Annotated in this window: 15 protein-coding genes and 1 pseudogene; 12 read left to right on the top strand and 4 right to left on the bottom strand. The window is 56.5% G+C overall.

What is annotated here, in order from left to right; all coding sequences use genetic code 11:
• The first annotated feature begins 31 nt into the window (after positions 1-31).
• The 3 genes from ndk (at position 32) to ACEN2J_RS10400 (ending at position 3,156) form a co-directional block, all read left to right on the top strand.
• Entirely contained in the window at positions 32-454 is a 423-nt protein-coding gene (ndk, locus tag ACEN2J_RS10390; protein ID WP_442105599.1) for a nucleoside-diphosphate kinase, read from the top strand.
• 81 nt (positions 455-535) lie between these two features.
• The gene (locus tag ACEN2J_RS10395) at positions 536-2,347 is read left to right on the top strand and encodes an ABC-F family ATP-binding cassette domain-containing protein (protein ID WP_442105601.1); all 1,812 of its coding nucleotides are present in this window, start codon (positions 536-538) and stop codon (positions 2,345-2,347) included.
• Positions 2,348-2,559: 212 nt separating this feature from the next.
• A complete protein-coding gene (locus tag ACEN2J_RS10400) occupies positions 2,560-3,156 on the top strand; it encodes an outer membrane protein (protein ID WP_442105603.1) in 597 nt (198 codons plus the stop codon).
• Between the two features lie 80 nt (positions 3,157-3,236).
• On the opposite strand, the gene ACEN2J_RS10405 is transcribed toward ACEN2J_RS10400, so the two are convergent.
• Positions 3,237-4,106, bottom strand: coding sequence for a TPM domain-containing protein (locus tag ACEN2J_RS10405; RefSeq protein WP_442105605.1), 870 nt, complete (start codon positions 4,104-4,106; stop codon positions 3,237-3,239).
• Positions 4,107-4,361: 255 nt separating this feature from the next.
• Between ACEN2J_RS10405 and cysS the strand changes: the two genes are divergently transcribed.
• From cysS to ACEN2J_RS10425, 4 genes are all read left to right on the top strand, one after another.
• Complete coding sequence (cysS, locus tag ACEN2J_RS10410; RefSeq protein ID WP_442105607.1) at positions 4,362-5,849, top strand: cysteine--tRNA ligase; 1,488 nt, start codon at positions 4,362-4,364, stop codon at positions 5,847-5,849.
• Positions 5,850-5,964: 115 nt separating this feature from the next.
• Entirely contained in the window at positions 5,965-7,578 is a 1,614-nt protein-coding gene (gene cimA / locus ACEN2J_RS10415; RefSeq protein ID WP_442105609.1) for a citramalate synthase, read from the top strand.
• A gap of 24 nt (positions 7,579-7,602) precedes the next feature.
• Positions 7,603-8,361, top strand: a complete 759-nt coding sequence (locus ACEN2J_RS10420; RefSeq protein WP_442105611.1) for a squalene/phytoene synthase family protein — start codon at positions 7,603-7,605, stop codon at positions 8,359-8,361.
• Between the two features lie 82 nt (positions 8,362-8,443).
• Complete coding sequence (locus tag ACEN2J_RS10425; protein ID WP_442105613.1) at positions 8,444-9,682, top strand: lytic murein transglycosylase; 1,239 nt, start codon at positions 8,444-8,446, stop codon at positions 9,680-9,682.
• 49 nt (positions 9,683-9,731) lie between these two features.
• Here ACEN2J_RS10425 and ACEN2J_RS10430 read toward each other — a convergent pair whose 3' ends face one another.
• Entirely contained in the window at positions 9,732-10,952 is a 1,221-nt protein-coding gene (locus tag ACEN2J_RS10430; RefSeq protein ID WP_442105614.1) for an MFS transporter, read from the bottom strand.
• Positions 10,953-11,080: 128 nt separating this feature from the next.
• Here ACEN2J_RS10430 and ACEN2J_RS10435 point away from each other — a divergent pair, with 128 nt between their 5' ends.
• Both ACEN2J_RS10435 and ACEN2J_RS10440 read left to right on the top strand, forming a co-directional pair.
• Entirely contained in the window at positions 11,081-11,710 is a 630-nt protein-coding gene (locus ACEN2J_RS10435; protein WP_442105616.1) for a DNA-3-methyladenine glycosylase family protein, read from the top strand.
• Positions 11,707-12,366 carry an alpha/beta hydrolase gene (locus ACEN2J_RS10440; protein WP_442105618.1) on the top strand — a complete coding sequence of 220 codons (660 nt, stop codon included), beginning with the start codon at positions 11,707-11,709 and terminating at the stop codon, positions 12,364-12,366. The genes ACEN2J_RS10435 and ACEN2J_RS10440 overlap by 4 nt, the downstream gene beginning before the upstream one ends.
• Positions 12,367-12,509: 143 nt before the next feature.
• Here ACEN2J_RS10440 and ACEN2J_RS10445 read toward each other — a convergent pair whose 3' ends face one another.
• A complete protein-coding gene (locus ACEN2J_RS10445) occupies positions 12,510-12,752 on the bottom strand; it encodes a hypothetical protein (protein WP_442105619.1) in 243 nt (80 codons plus the stop codon).
• 218 nt (positions 12,753-12,970) lie between these two features.
• On the opposite strand from ACEN2J_RS10445, the gene ACEN2J_RS10450 reads away from it, so the two are divergent.
• Positions 12,971-14,062, top strand: a complete 1,092-nt coding sequence (locus tag ACEN2J_RS10450; RefSeq protein ID WP_442105621.1) for a Hint domain-containing protein — start codon at positions 12,971-12,973, stop codon at positions 14,060-14,062.
• 155 nt (positions 14,063-14,217) lie between these two features.
• Here the strand turns inward: ACEN2J_RS10450 and ACEN2J_RS10455 are convergent, their stop codons facing one another.
• Positions 14,218-15,066, bottom strand: a complete 849-nt coding sequence (locus ACEN2J_RS10455) for a D-2-hydroxyacid dehydrogenase (protein WP_442105622.1) — start codon at positions 15,064-15,066, stop codon at positions 14,218-14,220.
• Positions 15,067-15,451: 385 nt separating this feature from the next.
• On the opposite strand from ACEN2J_RS10455, the pseudogene ACEN2J_RS10460 reads away from it, so the two are divergent.
• Both ACEN2J_RS10460 and ACEN2J_RS10465 read left to right on the top strand, forming a co-directional pair.
• Positions 15,452-15,960: pseudogene (locus ACEN2J_RS10460) on the top strand (IS3 family transposase); the annotation flags it as partial.
• Between the two features lie 67 nt (positions 15,961-16,027).
• Positions 16,028-16,571 (top strand): IS110 family transposase (locus tag ACEN2J_RS10465; RefSeq protein WP_442105624.1); only part of this gene is annotated, 544 nt, incomplete at its 3' end.

A 16,571-nucleotide genomic window follows, 5' to 3' on the forward strand; every position in this document is an offset into this window, starting at 1 on the left:
GGACACCCGCGCATTATAAAGTGAGAAGACCATGGCCGTAGAACGCACCCTTTCGATGATCAAACCTGACGCGACCAACCGTAACCTGACTGGCAAAATCAACGCCAAGTTTGAAGAAGCTGGCCTGCGTATTGTTGCGCAAAAGCGCATTCACTTGTCGGCTGACCAAGCTGGCGCGTTTTATGCCGAGCATGCTGCGCGCCCGTTTTACGGCGAATTGGTAGAGTTCATGTCCTCTGCGCCGATCATCGTTCAGGTTTTGGAAGGCGAAAACGCCATCCTGAAAAACCGCGAAGTTATGGGCGCTACCAACCCCGCAAACGCTGATGAAGGCACCGTTCGTAAAGAATTCGCTTTGTCGGTTGGCGAAAACTCGGTTCACGGTTCGGACAGCCCAGAAGCCGCAGCACGCGAAATCGCGTTCTACTTCTCGGGCCTTGAACTGGTTGGCTAATCGCCCGCCTGTCTTTGCCTAGCTATTGAGCCGTCCCAAAGGGGGCGGCTTTTTCACTCTTTCTGACATCAAGGTAATCCCATGGCCCGCGCACCGCTTTTGCAACTTTCCGGTATAATGCTGACATTTGGCGGCGATCCGGTGTTCGACAATCTTGATCTGGTTGTGCATCCCGGTGACCGTGTGGCGCTGGTCGGGCGCAATGGGTCGGGCAAATCAACCTTGATGAAGGTTATGGCGGGGCTGACCGAGCCTGATGCTGGTACCCGCGTTGTGCCGCCCGGTGTGACCGTGGGCTATATGGAACAAGACCCCGATCTTTCGGCCTATCAAACGCTTGGCGATTACGCCGCCGCGAACCTGCCCGAGGGTGAGGAATATAAAGTCGCGATGGTTGCCGAAGGGTTAAAGTTTAATCCTGAAACGCTGGTCACATCTGCCTCTGGCGGGGAACGCCGTCGTGCAGCGCTGGCGCGCTTGATGGCCGAGGCGCCGGAACTGATGCTGCTGGACGAGCCGACCAACCACCTTGATATTCAAGCGATTCAATGGCTCGAAGAAGAGCTGAAATCGACCCGCACCGCCTTTGTTCTGATTTCCCACGACCGTGCTTTCCTTAAGGCGCTAACGCGGGCGACCTTGTGGATTGACCGTGGCCAAGTGCGCCGCCGCGAATCCGGTTTTGACGGGTTTGAGGAATGGCGCGAAACCGTTTGGTCCGAGGAAGACGACCAGCGCCACAAGCTGGACCGCAAGATCAAAGCCGAGGCGCGTTGGGCGGTTGAGGGCATTTCGGCGCGGCGTAAACGCAACCAAGGCCGTGTGCGCGCGCTTGCTGATTTGCGGGCCGAACGCGCGGGCCAAATCCGCCGTCAGGGTACCGCGCAGATGGCGCTGGAATCGGGCACGACATCGGGCAAGCGTGTGGTTGAAGCTAAAGGGATTTTCAAATCCTTTGGCGATACGAAAATCGTTGATAACCTTGATCTGCGGGTGCTGCGCGGCGACCGGATTGCTTTTGTCGGGCCGAACGGTATTGGCAAAACCACCTTGTTGAAAATGCTGACGGGTGAAATTCAGCCGGATAGCGGCACCATCACGCTGGGTACCAATCTGGATATCGCGGTGTTTGATCAAACCCGCGCGCAGTTGGACCCCAACGCCAGCCTGTGGGACAACCTGACCAATGACCCGACGATGGCGGTTTCTGGCAGCTCCGACCAAATTATGGTACGCGGTATGCCCAAGCATGTCGTCGGCTATCTAAAGGATTTCTTGTTCAACGAGGCGCAGGCGCGGGCACCGGTACGGTCGCTCTCGGGTGGTGAAAAGGCGCGGTTGCTCTTGGCGCGGATTATGGCAAAACCGTCTAACCTGTTGATTTTGGACGAACCTACCAACGATCTTGACGTAGAGACGCTGGACCTGCTCCAAGATATTTTGGGCGATTATGACGGCACCGTGCTGCTGGTCAGCCACGACCGCGATTTCATCGACCGCGTGGCGACTTCGACCGTGGCGCTGGAAGGGAATGGCCGTGTTGGCGTGTTCCCCGGCGGTTGGTCGGATTATATGGATCAGCGCGATACCGCATGGGCGCCCGAGGAAACCTTTAAGGCCAAATCTGCGCCTGCGCCTATGGTTAAAACCGAGGCAAAACGCGTTGACACATTGTCCTTTACCGAGCGTAAGCGGCTGGAAAACCTGCCTGATTTGATCGCCAAGATGGAAGCCGAGATTTCCAAACTGGGTGAGTTGCTCGAATCGGATGATCTGTTCACCAAAGAGCCGGTCAAATTCCGCAAAGCCTCCGAAATGATGGCCGAGCGGCAAACACAGTTGTCTGCGCTGGAATCGGAGTGGATGGCGTTAGAGGAAAAATCGACGCATTGATCTACATCAGTTTAGCGCAAACGGGTCGGTGGTCGGCAAAGGATGGCCGACTTTGACCCTACTATCGGCGGGTTTGGGCGCATTTCCGATCCGTTCACCTCTCGACAAATCACAGGCGCGTGAAAGGGGCTAACACTTTGGAACCGATAGTGTATTTGAGGGTTGTCACCGTAGACGGTTCGAACCGTTTTACGCATAAGAAAGGTAGACACATGAAATTTTTGACTTCCCTCGCATTCGCGACAGCACTCTCCGCACCTGCATTCGCTGGCGGCCTGACCGAGCCAGTTTCCGAGCCAGTACTTGCCCCAGTAGCGGCCCCAGTTATGGCACATGCTTCGGGCGAATGGACTGGCTTCTATGCTGGCGCCCAGTTGGGCTACGGTGCCGCGTCTACACAGATTACCGGTGCAAATGGCAACGGCGCTATCGGTGGCGTACATGCAGGTTACCGCTATGACTTTGGCCAGTTTGTTGCTGGTGCAGAGCTTGCGTATAACGGTGCAAACATCGACCTGGGCACAACAGGTAAACTGGACAACATGACCCAGTTGAAATTCATGGCTGGCTATGATCTTGGCAAGACATTGGTATACGGTACAGTTGGCGCGACGCACGCAAACGCCACTTTGGGCGGCACTGACTATTCCGACACCGGTTATGTTTTCGGCGTTGGCATGGACTATGCCATCAACGACAAATGGACTGTTGGTGCCGAAGTCGCACGCAACAAGTTTAACAACTTTGACAGCACCGGTATCGATGCCAGCGGCAACACTGCGCAAATCCGCGTTGGCTACCGTTTCTAAGTTAGAGCAACTCTAACTTTTTATGCAAGACTAAGGGCAGGGCGCGCGCTATGTGCGCCCTGCCTTTTTATGTGCCGTTGCTACCATTTTCCCGATGCCCCACCACCACCCGAGCTGCCACCGCCAAAGCGACTGTTCGAGGATGAACTTGCTTTGCGCGCCTCGGCGTTGGACGAAATGACATAACTGTCGCTGCGATCATTCCCACAATTTCCACAGGTCAGATGGCGCTGGCCTTGACCTTGGGTAGCTTCACCCGCTTGTACGGTGATGTTATGCGACAGGTGCAACTGGCGCGCGCCGCAGTTGGGGCATTTGCGAAACCGCACCGCAAAACCGTCAATTTTGCGTCGAAAGGCTGCAAATAGTATTCCCGCACAGGCGAGTGCGAACATAAGTGGTGCAAGAATCTGATCCAATAACGGCTCGTCCGGAAAACCGCTGCTGTCTGTAACGACCTGATTGGTGGCAAAAGGACGGGCGAGTTGGTCAATCGCCATCATTGCACCGGCTTCCAGCCCTTTTGCATAATCTTCATTGCGAAAGGCTGGCAGCATGGCGCTATCGATCACCCGTTGCGCCCGCCCGTCCCAAATCGGGCCATAAGCGCGGCCCAAGGCAATGCGCATTTCGCGGTCTTGGCGGCCAACAAGAATTAGAATGCCATCATTGCGGGTGGAGTCTCCTATCCCCCATGCATTGAACCAGCCTGTTGCGAAATCGGCAAAGCGCCCTGTGCCGCCATAATCGGCTTGGCGCTCGATGGTCGCCAGCACGATATGAATACCGGTCTCGTCGCGCGCGGCTTGCAGCGCGGCTGTGATGCGGCTTGCTGCCTCGGGTGGTATAAGATTGGCGTAATCATTGACCAAATCGCTGGTGGGTGCTGGATAGGTTTGGGCAAAACCGGCAAACGGTAACCACAAGAGAACGATCAACACGCGCAGCATCGGCAAATTCCTTTTGGTGAACGGGCGTCAACGATGCACGGGCCGCGCAGGCATAACAAGCCACTTGGCGCGGTTGGGGCGTTTGTGCTAAGGAATGCATATGAAAAATACAGGCGCCATTTGCATTTGCTGCATTACCTGCTGACATTTGTCACGCGGGCCTGTTTTCTTTTCGTTTCCAATCAAAGACGAAGTTGATATGCCCACGCCACAAGGCCGGAGTTAATGCTGCGACTGCTGCACAAGGGTATCAATATGACCACGATCAAACTGCACAATTCCAAGACACGCGTGAAAGAGGTTTTCACCCCGATTGATGCCGAAAATGTGCGGATTTATTTGTGCGGGCCGACAGTTTATGATCGTGCCCATATTGGCAATGCGCGCAATGTGATCATGTTTGACGTGCTGTTTCGGTTGCTGCGGCAGGTTTATGGGCCAGATCACGTGACATACGTGCGCAATTTCACCGATGTCGATGATAAGATAAACGCCGAGGCCTTGCGCCGCCAAAAAGCAGGTGAGGCTGGCACGTTAGAGGAGCTGATCCATCAGCGGACCGAGGAAACCATCGCGTGGTACCATGCCGATATGGATGCCCTTGGCAACCTGCGCCCGACCGAGGAGCCGCGCGCGACTGAATATATCACCCAGATGATCGCGATGACTGAGGATTTGATCTCAAAAGGCCACGCCTATTCGGCCGAGGGGCATGTGCTGTTCGACGTGCGCTCTTTCCCCGCCTATGGCCAGCTTTCCGGCCGCTCGGTTGATGATATGATCGCCGGCGCGCGGGTAGAGGTGGCACCGTATAAGCGCGATCCGATGGATTTTGTGCTGTGGAAACCGTCTGATGATGTAACGCCGGGCTGGGATAGCCCTTGGGGGCGGGGCCGCCCGGGCTGGCATATCGAATGTTCGGCCATGTCGCAGGCACTGTTGGGACCATCGTTTGACATCCACGGCGGCGGCACGGATTTGACCTTTCCGCACCATGAAAACGAGCTGGCCCAAAGCTGCTGTGCCAACCCCGATGAGGGGTTTGCCAATGTCTGGCTGCACAATGAGATGTTGCAGGTTGAGGGTAAGAAAATGTCCAAGTCCTTGGGCAATTTCTTTACCGTCCGCGATTTGCTCGACCAAGGCATACCGGGTGAGGTGATCAGGTTTGTGTTCCTGCAAACCCATTACCGCAAAACGATGGATTGGACGGCGGAGAAGGCTGAACAGGCGCAGGCGACTTTGCGTAAGTGGCGGGAAATGGTGCGAGATGTTCAGGCAGGCGACGAAATTAGCGAATCTGTCGTTTCGGCGATTGCTGATGACCTGAATACGTGGGGCGCACTTGCAGCTCTACATCGTATATTCACATCAATTGAGAAAGCTAGTGACGGAGAATTCAGGCATCTTTATGATGTTTTGGGTATTTTTCCCGATGAAAATGCGCCCTCACCCGAAGTGGCGCTGCGGAATGTAAAATCAATTGCTTTGAATTCTGCACAATTGGTCGGTCTCTTGGAGCCGGGTATGGGGGACTGGGCGAAAGCGGTGGACCTGAGCGCCTATGCCGATCGTCTGGCGGCGGTTTGGATGGACGCCAAGCAGTCGAAAAATTTTACGGCAGTTGACGCGATGAAGGCGGCGTTGGTTGCTGCAGGTGTTGAGATTCAGATGGGTAAGGATGGTGTTGTGTTGCAGCCCGGTGCCGGATTTGATGCCGAAAAATTGGGGGCGATCGAGTGATGTTGGTTTGCTTGGCACGCAGCGGGGGCTGTCTGCCCCCGAAGTTGCTTTGCAGCGCAAAGCAACACCCCCGAGGATATTTGGGCCGAACAGAAAGCGCGATGGGTGGTGTGGTATGAAAGAACGGCTTTATTTGTTTGATACCACTCTTCGGGATGGGCAGCAGACCCAAGGGGTGCAGTTCTCAACCGCTGAGAAGGTGCAGATCGCGCGGGCGCTGGATGCTTTGGGTGTGGACTATATCGAGGGTGGGTGGCCGGGGGCGAACCCGACGGATAGTGAGTTTTTTGCCGATCGGCCTGAAATACGCGCCACGATGACGGCGTTTGGGATGACCAAGCGGGTTGGGCGATCAGCCGAGAATGATGATGTTTTGGCGGCTGTTTTGGATGCGGATACGCCTGCGGTGTGCCTTGTGGGTAAGACGCATGAGTTTCATGTGACCACTGCCCTCGGTGTGACCCTTGAGGAAAACCGTGAGGCGATTGCCACGTCTTTCAAGCATATCATCGCCAAAGGCCGTGAGGCCTTGTTTGATGCCGAGCATTTCTTTGACGGTTACCGGGCCAACCCTGACTATGCTTTGGCCTGTTTACGGGCGGCCTATGATGCGGGCGCGCGGTGGATTGTGCTGTGCGATACCAACGGCGGCACTTTGCCGGCCGAGGTGGGGCGGATCACAGCCGAGGTGATTACAGCGGGCATTCCGGGCGACCATTTGGCCATTCATTGCCATGATGATACGGGCAACGCCGTGGCCTGTTCTTTGGCTGCAGTCGATGCGGGGGCGCGGCAAATTCAGGGCACGCTGAACGGGTTGGGCGAGCGGTGCGGCAATGCGAACTTGGTGTCTTTGATCCCGACGTTGTTGTTGAAAGAGCCCTACGCCAGCCAGTTCGAAACGGGTGTCAGCACAGAGGCACTTGCGGGCCTGTTGCGTACCAGCCGGATGCTGGATGATGTACTGAACCGTGTGCCTTCGCGGGGGGCGGCGTATATTGGGGCCTCGGCTTTTGCGCATAAGGCGGGGCTGCATGCGTCTGCGATTTTAAAAGACCCCACGACCTATGAGCATATCGCGCCGGAATTGGTGGGCAATGCGCGGATTATTCCGATGTCAAACCAAGCGGGTCAATCGAACCTGCGGGCGCGATTGGCCGCAGCGGGGATAGAGGTTGATTCACGCGACCCTCGGCTGGCGGGTATTTTGGACGATATCAAGCTGCGTGAGGATCAGGGCTATGCCTATGACGGCGCGCAGGCGAGCTTTGAGCTGTTGGCGCGGCGGGCTTTGGGCCTGTGCCCGCAGTTCTTTGAGGTAAAGCGCTACCGCGTCACTGTGGAGCGCCGCAAGAACAAGCGCGACCAGATGATTACGCTCTCTGAGGCGGTGGTGGTCGTGAAAATCGGCGATCAAAAGATGCTGTCAGTATCGGAGTCGATGGACGCGCGCGGTACTGACCGGGGCCCCGTGAATGCGTTGTGGAAGGCGCTGGCCAAGGACCTTGGGCCCTATCAGACGTTGATCGACGATATGCATTTGGTCGATTTCAAGGTGCGGATCACCCAAGGCGGCACCGAAGCGGTGACGCGCGTGATTATCGACAGTGAGGATGCGCAGGGGCGGCGTTGGTCAACCGTGGGCGTTTCGGCGAACATCGTTGATGCCAGCTTTGAGGCCTTGTTGGATGCAGTGATGTGGAAGCTGATACGCGACGGCGCGGCATGATGCTTGAGAGCTTAGGGTAGAGCAATGCAGACAGATCTTCTGGCCCTCATTGAGCGTGGCGATCCAACGCGCTTTGCCGCGCTTATGGCCGCGCCGCCTGCTGCGCGCCCGGCCTTGGCCGCGCTTTATGCGTTTAACCTAGAGGTGGCCCGCGCCCCTTGGGCCAGCAAAGAGCCGATGATCGCCGAGATGCGCCTGCAATGGTGGCGCGACGCGCTAGAGGATGTGGGGCGCGGTACGGTTCGGGCGCATGAGGTGATGCAACCGCTGGCCGATCTGATCACCGCACGCGGCCTGCCATTGGACAACTTAGACTGCATGGTTGCTGCGCGGCGTTGGGATATTTATTCCGATGGTTTTGAAGATGTGGCCGCGTTTGATGCCTATTTGGACGATACCGCAGGCAGCTTGATGTGGCTGTCGGGGCGTGCGCTTGGGGCCGCTACGGGGCAGGGGTTGCGTGATTTTGGTTGGGCCGCAGGGCTTGCCGCCTATTTGCAGGCGGTACCCGAGTTGGCCGCACGGGGCCGTATTCCGCTGCTGGACGGGCGCGATGTGGGCATCAAGGCGCTGGCAGAACGCGGGCTTGCTCGGCTGAATGCGGCGCGCAAGGCAGGAGTTGAACCCTGCGCCCGCCCGGCGTTGCTTGGCGGTTGGCAAGCGCCCGCCTTGCTGAAAATGGCGGTGGTAGAGCCGGGCCGCGTTGGCGAAGGCAAGCTGCACCTGTCAGAGTTTTCACGCCGCGGCAGGCTGGTTTGGCAGGCTTTCACCCATCGCTATTAGGTTCCCTTTCCCCGCCTTCCAAATTGCGCTACCTTGAAAAAAAACGGGCGAATGCCCTGCAAAATTTTGAGGAGCATTACGAATGCAAGCGAGCAAAAGAACAACACTTTTTGGGCTGGGCGCGCTGATGCTGTCAGGCTGCGTTGGCGGTGGGGCGCGCATGGGGGCCGTTTCGGCGCGGACGCCCACGCTTTACCACACAGAACCCGACGCAGGCTATGACAAATGGGTTGCCAGCTTTCGGGCCCGCACCACCAGCGTTAGCCAATCGACCATGAACGCCGCCTTTCGCCACGCGGGCTTTGTGCCCGAGGTGATTGAGCGCGACCGCAACCAGACCGAATTCAAGCGCAGCCTTCAGGACTATTTGGCGATCGCCGCCTCGGCGGAACGGGTGTCTAAGGGGCAGGCGGCTTACGCCCGCCATCGCAGCACGCTTGACGCGATCGAACGGCGCTATGGCGTCGAGGGCAATGTCGTCGCCGCTGTTTGGGGGCTGGAAAGCTTTTTCGGCGAGCGGCGCGGCGATATTCCGGTGATCTCGGCAGTCTCGACTTTGGCCTATGAAGGGCGACGCGGCGCGTTTTTTGAAAAACAATTGATCGCGGCGTTGAAAATTCTGGAAAACGGCGATGTTACGGCTGACCGGATGACAGGGTCTTGGGCCGGTGCTATGGGGCATACGCAGTTTATTCCCACGTCGTATCAGCTGTTTGCGGTGGATTTTACCGGTGACGGGCGGCGCGATATTTGGTCAGATGACCCGACCGATGCGCTGGCGTCTACTGCGGCCTATTTGGCCAAATCGGGTTGGACCAAGGGCCAGCCTTGGGGTGTTGAGGTGCGTTTGCCTGCAGGGTTTAACGCAGGGCTTGCAGGCCGCAATTCGACCCGCAGTACCGTTGATTGGGCCGCGATGGGCGTACGCGATATGGATGGCAATGTGGTACCAAACCACGGTGCCGCCTCGATCGTCATCCCCGAAGGGACGGGCGGGCCTGCCTTTATGACCTTCCGCAACTTTACCGCCATCACCCGCTATAACAATTCGGAAAGCTATGTGATTGGGGTTGGCCATTTGTCCGACCGTATCCTTGGCCGCCCGGCTATTCGTGGCAATTTCCCACCGGATGCGGCGGGTATGCAGATTGCGGATCGGCAGGAAATGCAACGCCTGCTGACGAGCAAGGGCTTTGATACCGAAGGCCATGACGGCGTGATCGGCCCCAAAACCCGTGCGGCGATTTCGGGCTATCAGGCCAGCCGTAGCATGGCGGTGACGGGTGAACCTAGCCTAGCCCTGCTGGCAAGCCTGCGGTAACAGCTTTGTTGAAAAGATATAAAGGGCGCGCAGGGTTTGCGCGCCTTTTTTATGTGGTCTCTTTTGGCTGCATCGCCAGCCAGATCAGCGCACCACCGGCCAGCACCAAGAACGGCACCATCGCCATGTTCACCGCCGCCCAGCCTTCATGCACCGAGCCGCCCGAGCAGTTCATTAACCCGCCCGAAGACAGCGATGCCATGGTCACGCCGCCAAACACCAGCAGGTCGTTCAAGCCCTGCATCCGGCCCCGTTCTTGCACCGTATGCGCGCCGGTGATCATCGTTGTGGCGCCGATGTAGCCAAAGTTCCAACCGATCCCCAACAACACGAGCGCCGCAAAGAAGTTCGGCAATTCAAACCCCGTCAGGGCAACAGCGCCCGCGCCGGCCAGAATAACCAAGCCAATCGCGATGATCTTTTCCACGCCAAAGCGTGCAATCAAATGACCCGTGAAAAACGATGGGATATACATTGCCAACACATGCGCCGTGACCACATCTGCGGCGTTTGAGGTGGTGAAACCGCAGCCCACAACGGCCAAAGGCGACGATGTCATCACAAGGTTCATCAGCGCATAGGAAACGGTCGCACAGATCACGGCCACGGCGATGCGCGGGGTACGGATCAACTCCCACCGTGTACGGCCACGGGCCTCGCCGATTTTTGGCTTGGCAGGGGTAGGGATTTTCAGCGCGAGGAATAGAAAAGAGCCAACGATGTTGAGCACGATCACCGCCAGATAGGTGCCCATAAACGGCACGACAAAGGCTTGTGCGGTGATCTTAACCAGCTGGGGCCCGATGATCGCCGAAACAAGCCCACCCGCCATAACCCATGAAATCGCCTTGGGGCGAAACGCGTCACTGGCCGTATCGGCAGCCGCAAACCGGTAAAACCCTTGCGCCGACATATACGTGCCCGAAAAAACCGCACCCAACAGGAAAATCGGAAAAGACCCGATGTAAAGTCCGTAAGCGCCTATCGCAGCACCTATGGCACCCGCCATTGTCCCAATCACAAACCCAACGCGCCGCCCGTATTTCTGCATGATCGCCGAAAGTGGGGTCGCTGAAAGCATCGAGCCCACGACCATGACCGAAATCGACAGCGTGGCCCAGCAGGCGTTTGACGCCAGTGATTGTCCCGCCAATCCGGCAATGGTAAAGATCATCGGCATCTGCGCGCCAAGAATGGCTTGGGCGGCAACCAAGACCCACACGTTGCGGCGAGACTCTGCGGAGGCGGGAAGGGGGGCTATTTGGGTCATAAGGCTGATTATTCCTAAGGGGCCAATTCGGGCAAGAGGCAAATTGTCATGGCTACAATCGCAATCCCGCCTTTTGGGGGTTTCGCTAGCCCTGTCGCCCCGCTAGCTTGCCGCAAAATGGGGGCGTAATGGTCGGGCGGATTATCACGGGGGATGCATGTGTGGCCGAAGGCGCGCGATGGTTGGCCAAGGCTGATCCGTGCTTTGCCCATGCGTTGGCACAGACAGGCCCTTTGCCGCTGCGGCTGCGTGCGGGCGGGTTTGCGGCGCTGCTGGACGCTATCATCGGCCAGCAGGTCAGCACCCAATCGGCCCGCGCGATTTGGCTACGGCTTGAAGCGGCCGGTCTGACCAATGAGGACGCAGTTTCAACCGCTACCGAAGAGGATTTGCGTGCCTGTGGCCTGTCTCGTCAGAAAATCCGCTATGCGCATGCACTGGCTTTGGCGCGGATCGACTACGCCGCCTTGCCGCAAATGCCGGATGCCGAAGTCATCAAAACCCTGACGGCGGTGGCGGGCATTGGCACGTGGACGGCCGAGATTTATGCGATGTTCAGCCTTGGCCGCGCCGATGTGTTTGCGCATGGCGATCTGGCGTTGCAAGAAGCCGCACGGCGGTTGTTCGATTTGGACGACCGCCCCAAAGAAAAAGAGATGCGCCAGATGGCGCAAGATTGGGCGCCGTGGCGATCTGTTGCGGCACGGATTTTATGGGCTTATTACCGCGTTTCAACCGCGAGAGAAGGGATCAGATGACACGTAAACTGACTTCGGGGCGCAAGGGTGCCGCCTTTGGCCACGCCCGCAGCATGGTGGTTTTTGTGCATGGCTACGGCGCCGATGGGGCCGATTTGCTGGGGCTTGCCGATTCACTGGCAGGGCACTTGCCCAACACCGTGTTCTATTCGCCCGACGCGCCCGAGCCGTGCAATGGCGCGCCAATGGGGCGGCAGTGGTTCCCCATTCCATGGCTCGACGGGTCGTCCGAGCTGGCCGCACACCAAGGCTTGTTGGCCGCAACCGATGATCTGAACGCATTTTTGGATGAAAAACTGGCCGAAGAAGGCTTGCCGCCCGAGGCGCTTGCGCTGGTGGGCTTTTCGCAAGGCGCAATGATGAGCCTGCAACTTGCCCCCCGTCGCCAACCTGCCGTGGCCGGTGTGGTATCAATTTCAGGGCGGTTGTTGTCGCCCGAATTGCTGCATGAGGCGGTGGTGAAGCCGCCGGTTTTGCTGGTCCACGGTGACCAAGACCCTGTTGTTCCGTTTGAAGGTATGGGGCTGGCCGGTAACGCACTGGTGGCGGCAGGTTTTGAAACCTACGGTCATGTCATGAAAGGTACGGGCCATGGCATCGCACCGGATGGTCTGTCTGTTGCACTTAGTTTTTTGGTAGACCGCTTGCCGAAATAATTGCCGAACCAATCCCTATCACAAGATCATTTAGACACCTTGCCCTAGACGGCAAGGTGTCGGGCAGCATAGATGACAGTCGACACAGCCGAGGGCGGATATTTGCTACCTTAGGGACCGTAGGCTGCTTTGCCGACGCAGCTTCACCGAACTTTCAGAATGCGCTTCCAAAGCGTCCCGCCAAAATATCGTTTCCCAGCCCAAAAATAAGCAAATATCAGGCCGAATACTACAAGTGCGGGCAACCCATTAAGTTGAAAACCATTTTCAGTCATACCCCCAAATAGCGACGCGACAACAAAGCCCAACACCAAAAATGCGGTGAAAAAGTCCAAGAGGGCTGCCAAGATTATACGCCAGTGAGCAACAGGTTGTTCGTGGGTCATTTCTATTCCTTATTTTCAGCACAAAAGCGCGGCTAGGTTGTCAACGTCATTTGCCGATAAACGCGATATCGCGGCGTTTCAAATTCGAACACCATACCGTTGACCGCAAATCTTGTCACAGGGATATAGTGGGTTGATCCAATACATTTTTACACATATTTACAAAGACTGATCGTAAAAAATTATCCTTTGCCGGTCGTTCATTTCGGAGGTAACCTTTGACTATTCTCACAAATGGCGATTTTTCGTCTGGATTGGACGATTGGGTCGTCACAGGGGCGGGGCCAACCGCTCCTACCGCCGATGCTGCATCGGGTGGCGTGATCTTTGGCTATGGCAACAACGACGTTCAGGATGGTGATTCAATATCACAAGTGGTCAACCTGACGGCTGGTGAAGAATATACGATAACGCTTACCCTAACGGAAGTTGGCACTAGTTTGAATTATGGCGGTGGTGGGCTGACCATTGACCTTAAGGACAACGCCTTAAGCGGTTACACGAATATTGGCAGCATAACCGTCAGTCATGAACAGACCAACACAGTCACATATACTTTTACCTCTCCCTATAACAGCGCCACTTTAATTATCCGCGGTCAGTATGCGTTCGGCAATTCCAGCAACTACTTGTTATTGGATGGTATTTCTCTGTCATCGACCACTGTGCCGTGTTTCACACGGGGCACTATGATCAAGACCCCGATCGGGCCAAGAGCGATTGAGATGCTGAAGATAGGCGATCTTGTCGAGACACTCGATCATGGGCCGCAGGCGATTAGATGGATCGGTACCAGCCCTGTAAGCTTTGTGAACCAGCCGCCAAACAGCAAATTGCGCCCGATTATCATACGCGCAGGCGCGCTTGGGCCCGGTGTGCCCAACGTAGATTTGCGGGTGTCGCGACAGCATAGAATGCTTGTCTCGTCAACAATCTCCAAGCGCATGTTTGATTGCCCTCAGGTCCTGATACCCGCCTTCCGCTTGTTAAGCCTTCCGAATGTTGACCTTGATGAAGAGGTGCAAGAGATCGACTATCTGCACATAATGTTCGACCAGCATCAGGTCATTTGGGCTGATGGCGCACTGGCCGAGAGCTTCTTATTTGGCCCCGAGGCGATCAAAACCCTGCAACGAGAGGCCCGTGAGGAAGTCGAGGCGCTCTTTCCTGAACTGGTGTCAGGCGCGGCAGCATATGAGCCTGCGCGGATCATCCCCATAGGAAAAAGACAGAAAAAGCTTATCGAGCGCCATGCGTCCAACGCGCAGTCTCTCCTATCAGATAGGGTGTTAAGGTCAGACGTTCTATAACGGAACCGTCGTTTTGTGGGCCCTTGCCGCCTCGCACTGGTGCGAGGCTAAGTGAAGTTTCATGCCGGATGCACGATTGGCAGCTTCAAGCGTTTTGCGTTAACAATTTTCTCTGGCTAAAGGGACGAGCTTGTTTGAAATTTGCGACGCGCCAGTTATGGCGTGAAGAGGTCATCATCTGAGACTTCGTTATGAAGGACCAGTCCCGCACGATAACGGCCAATATTGTCGCAAATCAAAGCCACAGCCCGCTCATCGCGGTCCGGCTCTCGCGCCGAGGTATGTGGTGTGATCAAAACATTGGGCAAGGTCCAGAGCGGGCTGTCAGAGGGCAGCGGTTCTTGGCAAAAGACGTCAAGCCCTGCGCCAGCAATCTCGTCTTTCTTGAGTGCGTTTATCAACGCCGTTTCATCCACCACTTCGCCCCGCGCGATATTGATAAGTTTGGCGCTGCGTTTCATCATGGCGAGGGTGCGGGCATTCATCAGGCCGCGACTTGCATTCGTCAAAGGAAGGGCAAGAACAACGTAGTCGGATTCACCAAGTAGCTTTTCCAGACCGTTTTCATCATCTGCCGTATACATATGATCAACCCCGGCGGGCGCTGGCCCGACGCTGCGGCGATACCCCACCACGCGCATGCCCATTGCGGCACAGCGTGTAGCCAAGGCCTGCCCGATGTGCCCTAGGCCAACAATTCCTACCGTATGCCCGCAGAGCGAGCGCAGATGCTCACGGCCTTCTTTCTCCCATGCCGATCTGCGTTGCGAGTCCCACAATTCAGCGGATTTGTAAGCCAGCGACAGCATGAAAAACAGCGCGTGTTCCGCCAGTGCCTCGACTGAATATCCGGCAGATCCGGACACACGAATACCGCGTTTCAGGATTTCCGGCCGCGCGATACGATCGACGCCGGCGTGGGTGACATGGACCCAGCGTAGGTTCTCGCCTTTGATTTCCTCAGGCGGTAGTAGGTAATGATTTGCGTAAACCGTCGTAATCATCAGGTTCGATACGCTCTACGTGGGCGGGCGCAAATGCTGCGGTAAGCTGATCCCATAGTGCCCCCGTGTACAGGACATTTGTAACGACTTTTTTGATTTCCACCGCAGTGTCCATTTCATTTTGAAATATAGGAAAATTCTATTGCCCAGAGGTTAGAGCTGTCAAGAACTGGCATGAAAATATACAACTCATTCCGTCGCTTAGGGCAACGTTAACCAGTGCCTGTTCGAACCAGCAGCTCTGCTCTCAGTTCCAAGGTGCTATGACTGACTTTTCCCATGAAGCGCTATGGCTGGACCTGTCACGGTTTGATGCCGCACCTTTGAACCGACATTCCCAAAGTGGCATGCCGTCTGACGTCAAGATCGCCTGATTTTGCCAGTTGAACAGGCTGATGAGATCCGGCGGCTGAAGCGGGACCTGCTGCGGGTCACTTCGGGCCGGGACATCCTAAAAAAGGCGACCGCATACTTCGCCAGAGAGTCCCGGTGAAGTATGCGTTTATCGCCGAGCACCGGCTGTTGTTCGCCGTGCGGAGCATGTGCCGGATGCTGGCGGTGCATGCAAGCGGCTTTTATGCATGGCTGCGTGAGCCATTTTGTCAGCGAGCGTTGGAAGATCAGCGCCAAACCAAGTTGCTGAAGAAAGCTTGGGACGATAGCGGCAAAGTTTATGGCTATCGTAAGCTCCAAGATGATTTGTGCGATCTGGGTGACGACATCAGCCCCAATCGGGCTTGGCGTCTTGCCCGCCTTGCGGGCATAAGAGCCCAGATTGGTTACAAAAAGAAGCCCGGCTCCTACGGTGGCAGCCCGGCTGTCGTGGCTGGCAACACCCTGAACCGGGAGTTCGACGTGGATGCGCCAGACCAGTTCTGGGTCACCGACATCACTCTGAGTAATTGATCATCCGCGCGCTCTGGCGGTACATAGTTGCCGCATCAAAAAAAGGAGAGCTGTGATGAAACGTTATTTTGTTGGCCTTGATGTATCGAAGGATGCAACGGCGGTTTGCCTGCGGGATGAACGCGGTGACATCGTGACGTCTTTCAAAAAACCCACTGACCCGGATGTCCTCGCACGCGCTTTGGGTGCGGAGATGGACCATATCGTTTGTGTCGTCCTCGAGACGGGCCGGATGGCGAACTGGTTGTATGATGAACTCAGCCATAGGGGCCTTCCAATGGTTTGTATTGATGCGCGTCAGGCTCATGCAGTTCTGAGCCAGATGCACAACAAGACCGACGAGAATGACGCGGCCATGCTCTCGGAACTGGCCCGGACGGGGTTTTACAAGAAGATTGAGGTCAAGAGCCGCCTCGCACAGGAACGTCGCGCTCTGTTGCGCGCCCGCGAGGTCGCCATCAAGATGCGCATGAACACGGAAAACACGATACGCGGATTACTGGCCAGTTTTGGGATCAGATTGCCCAAGCATCTACAAACCTATGAGCAACGGGTCAGGAACGTTCTGGAAGGGCAGACCGTTCTGGCTGGAGTCATCG

Origin of the sequence: Pseudorhodobacter sp. W20_MBD10_FR17 (assembly GCF_052119765.1) — a bacterium.
Classification (GTDB): Bacteria; Pseudomonadota; Alphaproteobacteria; order Rhodobacterales; family Rhodobacteraceae; genus Pseudorhodobacter.